The 4,961-nt window shown below is 62.8% G+C and carries 5 protein-coding genes; all 5 read right to left on the bottom strand.

Going from position 1 to position 4,961, the window contains the following annotated elements:
* Positions 1–1,321, bottom strand: a 1,321-nt coding sequence (locus EOA36_RS27450) for a replicative DNA helicase (protein WP_127280222.1), incomplete at its 3' end; no start/stop codon positions are given.
* Positions 1,322–1,559: 238 nt separating this feature from the next.
* Positions 1,560–2,531: a small ribosomal subunit Rsm22 family protein gene (locus EOA36_RS27455; RefSeq protein WP_127280223.1), complete on the bottom strand. Its 972-nt coding sequence runs from the start codon at positions 2,529–2,531 to the stop codon at positions 1,560–1,562.
* A gap of 1 nt (position 2,532) precedes the next feature.
* Positions 2,533–2,856 carry a YnfA family protein gene (locus EOA36_RS27460; RefSeq protein WP_127280224.1) on the bottom strand — a complete coding sequence of 108 codons (324 nt, stop codon included), beginning with the start codon at positions 2,854–2,856 and terminating at the stop codon, positions 2,533–2,535.
* A gap of 89 nt (positions 2,857–2,945) precedes the next feature.
* Positions 2,946–4,238, bottom strand: a complete 1,293-nt coding sequence (locus tag EOA36_RS27465; RefSeq protein WP_127280225.1) for a cyclopropane-fatty-acyl-phospholipid synthase family protein — start codon at positions 4,236–4,238, stop codon at positions 2,946–2,948.
* A gap of 152 nt (positions 4,239–4,390) precedes the next feature.
* Positions 4,391–4,961, bottom strand: a 571-nt coding sequence (rplI, locus tag EOA36_RS27470) for a 50S ribosomal protein L9 (RefSeq protein WP_127280226.1), incomplete at its 5' end; no start/stop codon positions are given.

The following is a 4,961-nucleotide window of genomic DNA, read 5'->3' on the forward strand; positions in this document are numbered from 1 at the left end:
CCTCGGTGCCGAGCTTCGGCTCGCGGTTCTTGAGGTAATATTCTTCGCGGTAGACGAAGATGACGACGTCGGCGTCCTGCTCGATCGAACCGGATTCGCGCAGGTCGGAGAGCTGCGGGCGCTTGTCGTCGCGGCTTTCGACCTGACGCGAGAGCTGCGACAGCGCGATGATCGGCACGGTCAGTTCCTTGGCCAGCGCTTTCAGGCCCGTGGTGATCTCGGTGATTTCCTGCACGCGGTTCTGCGAGGATTTGGCGGATGAGCCCTGCATCAGCTGGATATAGTCGATGACGATCAGGTCGAGGCCACGCTGGCGCTTCAGGCGGCGCGCGCGGGCAGACAACTGAGCAATGGAAATACCACCGGTCTGGTCGATGAACAGCGGGATCTTCTGCATGGTCTGCGAACAGGCGACCAGCTTTTCGAAATCCATTTCGCTGATTTCGCCGCGGCGGATCTTCGAGGAAGAGATTTCCGTCTGTTCGGAAATGATACGGGTCGCGAGCTGTTCGGACGACATTTCGAGCGAGAAGAACCCGACGACACCGCCATTGGCCGCCTTGAACGAGCCGTCGGCCTGTTGTGCCGGCACATAGGCCTCGGCGACGTTGAAGGCGATGTTGGTGGCGAGCGATGTCTTGCCCATGCCCGGACGGCCGGCAAGCACGATCAGGTCGGAGGGCTGCAGGCCGCCCATGCGGCGGTCGAGATCGCGCATGCCGGTGGCGAGGCCCGACAGACCGCCGTCGCGCATATAGGCGGCGTTGGCCATGTCGACCGCGGTCTTGACCGCGTCGGTGAAGCTCTCGAAGCCGCCGTCATAGCGCCCGGTTTCAGCCAGTTCGAACAGGCGGCGCTCGGCGTCCTCGATCTGTTCGGAAGGCGACATGTCGACAGGTGCGTCATAGGCGATGTTGACCATGTCCTCGCCGACCGTGATCAGCGCCCGGCGCGTCGCCAGGTCATAGATGGCGCGGCCGTAATCGGTGGCGTTGACGACGGTGACGGCTTCCACCGCCAGCCGCACGACATATTGCGCCACCGTCATGTCGCCGACCTTTTCGTCGGCCGGCAGGAAGGTCTTCAGCGTGATCGGCGTCGCCGCCTTGCCCATGCGGATCAATTCGGCCGCGACGTCGAAGATCTTGCGGTGCAGGGGTTCATGGAAATGACCGGACTTCAGGAAATCGGACACCCGGTAGAAGGCATCGTTGTTGACCAGGATGGCGCCAAGCAGCGCCTGCTCGGCCTCGATGTTGTTGGGCGATTCGCGATAGAGCGGTTGCTCCGCCACGCCGAATTTTCGCGCTGCCTCTGCCATGATGTCCCCAATTTCGATCCCGCCCTTTCGATATCAGAACTGGACAAGTCGGTGCTGACTTATCTGCAACAGCCCGTGTCGAAGCGGCTTTGATACTCGCGATTCACAGCCAAAATTTTTCCGTGGAAAGAATCGCAATTGACTCGAATCGAGAGTTGCGAGTTTAGCGTTTCTCGAAGGAGAACAAAACAGGAAAGTGGAGCGATTGGCACCGGATTGCGGAGCCGTCGCGTTCGTTTCATCCTCGTGCCAGCGCATCGCCCCAGTCCAGCCGCCGCGCCACCTTGAAGGCGTCGCCGTCGCGTTTGGTGAAGAGCTTTTCGCCGGCGCTGCCGTCTGCTTCGCAGAGTTTCAGCGACACCTTGCCGGACCCTGACTTCGGCGGCGCGATCACCCGTGCGGCGCGGGAGACAGCCGGCTGGCGCGAAGCGGCGACATAGATGAATTTCTCGTCCTCCCATGGCACATCGGCGTCCTTGGCCAGCCGGTGCAGGCGCGAGCGGGCGACGCGGCGGGAAAAATGGCACCAGTCGGGCGGGTTGAGCGGGCAGGGCGCTTCGTGCGGACAAGGCGCCAGCACATGCGCGCCGGCGGCGATCAATTGCTGGCGCACCGCCAGAATTCGCTGCCAGCCCGCCGGCGTGCCCGGCTCGATAATCAGCACCGTGTCGGTCGTGAGGTGCCATAGCCGGTCGATCATTTTGGCCAGGGATGCCGGCACGATCTCGTCCAGCACATAGGCGCATGTGACGAGGTCCGCGGGCTGGAGGTCGGCAAGGTCTGTCGTGACATCGCCGGCCTGCCAGATGGTCCGGGCCGCGATCGCATCGGCGGCAAGTGTCTCGCCGATTTTGCGCACCGCGGCACTCGCCTCCAGCAACGTGGCCAGTTCCAGTTCAGGCCAGAGGTCGCTGGTGGCCCAAAGCACCGTACCAGGGCCGGCGCCGACATCGAGCAAGGTTTTCGGCGTGAAATCCGGCCGGGCTTCGGCGAGCGCATCGAGGCTGGCGCGGACCGCGGCATAGGTCGCCGGCAGCCGCGTCGCCAGATAGGCCCTGACCGCCATGTCCTGCGCCATGTGCAGGCGGCCGTCGCGCAGTTCGGCGCGGTAACGGTTGGAGAGCGTCTTTGCCGCCTGCTTCAGGTCCGGCAGCGGTACTTTTTCCAAAATGCGATCGACAGCCTGTCGAAGAGGGGCCGGCAACTCCACGCTATGCTCCTCGCGGCACGAGCAGGATGATCGAGGCACCTGCCACGCAGAGTGCCGCACCGCCAAGATCCCAGCGGTCGGGCCGCACGCCTTCCACCAGCCAGAGCCAGGCCAGCGAGGCTACGATGTAGATGCCGCCGTAAGCGGCATAGGCTCGCCCTGCTGCATTGGTGTCGACCAGTGCCAGGAGCCAGGCGAAGACAAGCAGCGAGACAAAGCCCGGCGCCAGCCACAAAGGCGATTTTTCCAGCCGCCACCAGGCCCATACCGAAAAACAGCCGGCGATCTCGGCCAGCGCTGCGGCGGCATAGAGGAGATAGGTCATGAAAAAGGCCTCGCGACGATTCACGAGGCCTTTTTCGGGGCAGGAGCCTGCAATGGCAAGCGCCAATAATGCGTTCTGCAGCGCCGTTCCTATTCCGCCACCTTGCGGCGCCGGGCCGGCTTGACGGGCTTCTCGACTGGAGCCGCCTCGCGGCGACCCATGTCGCGCATTTCCAGTGCCTTTTCGCATTTGGCCATGTAGTCGCGCGTCATCGGCAACGTGTCGTTCTTCTTGGTGATCTGGAACTGGAAAATCACCAGGTCCTGCCAACGGAAGGCAGCCTCCGAGGCGGCCAGATAGAACTCCCACATGCGGCAGAAGCGTTCGTCATAGATCGCCTTGGCCTTGTCGCGGTTGGCGGCGAAGCGCTGGCCCCAGTGCTTCAGCGTGTCGGCATAGTGGAGCCGCAGGATTTCGACGTCGGTGACCACGAGGCCGGACTTTTCGATCGCCGGCAGCACCTCGGACATCGCCGGAATATAGCCACCCGGGAAAATATACTTGCGGATGAAGGCGCTGGTCGCCCACGGCACGCCGGAGCGGCCGATCGTGTGCAGAAGCATGACACCATCAGGCTTCAGCAATGTTGCCGCCTTGTCGAAGAAGGTTCGGTAATGGTTGACGCCGACATGCTCGAACATGCCGACCGAGACGATGCGGTCGAAGCGTTCGTTGAGCTCGCGATAATCCTTCAGTTCGAAATGGACGTGGTTTTCCAGCCCTTGCGCATGCGCCCGGTCCGTGGCGACGCCATGCTGTTCGGTCGACAGCGTCACACCCTGCACGTCGACGTCGAAAGCCTTGGCGAGATAGAGGCCGAGCCCGCCCCAGCCGGAGCCGATGTCGAGCACCGTCTGCCCCGCCTTCAGCCGGAGCTTGGCGGCGATATGGCGCTTCTTGGCTGCCTGCGCCTCTTCCAGCGTCATGTCCGGTTGCTCGAAATAGGCGCAGGAATACTGCATGTCCTCATCGAGGAAGAGCCGGTAGAGTTCACCTGACAGGTCGTAGTGCCGCTGCACGTTGCGGCGCGAGCGCGAGGCGGTGTTGATCTGTTGCAGGCGGCGGAAGGCGTGGCGCAGGCCCTCGATGGCTTTCGACCAGGTCGCGTCGATGCCGCCGCTGCCCATGTTCTGGAAGGCAATGCGCATCAGCCCAAGCACGCCGCCTTCAAGAATGTCCAACTCGCCGTCCATATAGGATTCAGGCACCGCCAGCATCGGATCGAAGGAGATGGCGCGCTCGGCATGGCGGGTCTTGATGTGCATATGCACCGGCTCGCCGCTGCCGTCGCCGAAGATGAATGTCGAACCCTTCGGCCCGGTTACCTTCAGATTGCCCGTGCGCACCAGGCGGTCGAGAACGCGCTTCAACAGAATATTCATGTCCAATGTCCCCTCACGGTCAGACAGGCTGTCCTACTCTGCATCAATATATAGGGTTTCGAAAAGTTCCTTTTGGCACAAAAATGCCCGGGCGAGAGGCCCGGGCATTGGTCCAGAATGGCTGGAGAGCGGTGGTCCGAGGACCTGTGCGATCAGGCGTTGTCTTCGCCGCCTTCGAACTCGGCATTCGGATCGAAGAAGTTTTCCGGCCGCGCATTGTCGTTGATGTCGTCGCCGTAAATGGCTTCGGCGGTGGTCAGCGTCTCGCCCTTGGCCTGGCGTTCGGCCTCGTCGGCCGTGCGGGCGATGTTGAGCGTGATGGTGACTTCGACTTCCGGATGCAGCGCGATCGCCACATTGGTGAGGCCGATGGTCTTGATCGGCTGGTTGAGCTGGATCTGGTTGCGGTTGACCGTGAAGCCCTCCGCGGTCAGCAGGTCGGCGATGTCGCGGGTCGACACCGAACCGTAGAGCTGGCCGGTCTCGCCGGCCGAACGCACCGCGATGAAGCTCTTGCCGTCAAGCTTTTCGGCGACCTGGGCCGCTTCCGACTTGCGTTCAAGGTTGCGGGCTTCGAGTTGGGCGCGCTGGCCCTCGAACTTCTTCTTGTTGGCTTCGTTGGCGCGCAGCGCCTTGCCCTGCGGCAGCAGGAAATTGCGGGCAAAACCGTCCTTGACCTTGACGGTATCGCCCATCTGGCCGCGGCGGGAAACGCGTTCGAGA

This window comes from Mesorhizobium sp. M8A.F.Ca.ET.021.01.1.1 (assembly GCF_003998025.1).
Lineage (GTDB): Bacteria > Pseudomonadota > Alphaproteobacteria > Rhizobiales > Rhizobiaceae > Mesorhizobium.

Coding starts and splice junctions, on each gene's coding strand:
- EOA36_RS27460 (WP_127280224.1), bottom strand. CDS start 2,856: ATGACCTATCTCCTCTATGCCGCCGCAGCGCTGGCCGAGATCGCCGGC.
- EOA36_RS27465 (WP_127280225.1), bottom strand. CDS start 4,238: ATGAATATTCTGTTGAAGCGCGTTCTCGACCGCCTGGTGCGCACGGGC.